General features: G+C 74.3%; 1 protein-coding gene and 1 tRNA gene. One reads left to right on the top strand and one right to left on the bottom strand.

The window, feature by feature from the left end:
• Nucleotides 1-224 (top strand): non-canonical purine NTP pyrophosphatase (locus A4V12_RS39300; RefSeq protein ID WP_350498033.1); only part of this gene is annotated, 224 nt, incomplete at its 5' end.
• 53 nt (nucleotides 225-277) lie between these two features.
• Here A4V12_RS39300 and A4V12_RS31950 read toward each other — a convergent pair.
• Nucleotides 278-352 (bottom strand) — tRNA-Leu (locus A4V12_RS31950).
• Nucleotides 353-475 lie beyond the last annotated feature (123 nt).

The raw sequence follows: 475 nt of genomic DNA, 5'->3' as shown, positions 1-475 counted from the left end.
TCGCCCTCCCCGACGGCACCGAACGCGTCGTCGAGGGCCGCCTCTCCGGCACCCTGCGCCACACCCCGGCCGGCACCGGCGGCTTCGGGTACGACCCGATCCTCCAGCCGGACGGCGAGACCCGCACCTGCGCCGAACTGACGCCCGCCGAGAAGAACGCCATCAGCCACCGCGGCCGAGCCTTCCGCGCCCTGGTCCCGGTGGTCCGCGAGCTGGTCGGCTGAGGCGGTGCGGCGAAACGGGCGCGACACCTGATCGGTGCCGCGCCCGTCGCGTGTGGGCCCGGTGGGACTCGAACCCACGACACACCGGACCTAAACCGGCGCCCTCTGGCCAGCTGGGGTACGGACCCGCGACGGCTACTCTACTGGGCGCCCGCCGGCGCTGGTGAGCCGCGATCGGCCGCACGCCGGGCGGTCATGTCCGGCGTGCGGAACGCCGGTTGTGCGCCGGGCTAGGTCGTGTCCGTAAAGTC

The sequence above is a fragment of the Streptomyces noursei genome (genome assembly GCF_001646665.1).
GTDB lineage: Bacteria > Actinomycetota > Actinomycetes > Streptomycetales > Streptomycetaceae > Streptomyces > Streptomyces lavendulocolor.
The sequence above is the reverse complement of the archived record's forward strand: the minus strand, read 5'-3'. Positions and strand labels throughout refer to the sequence as shown.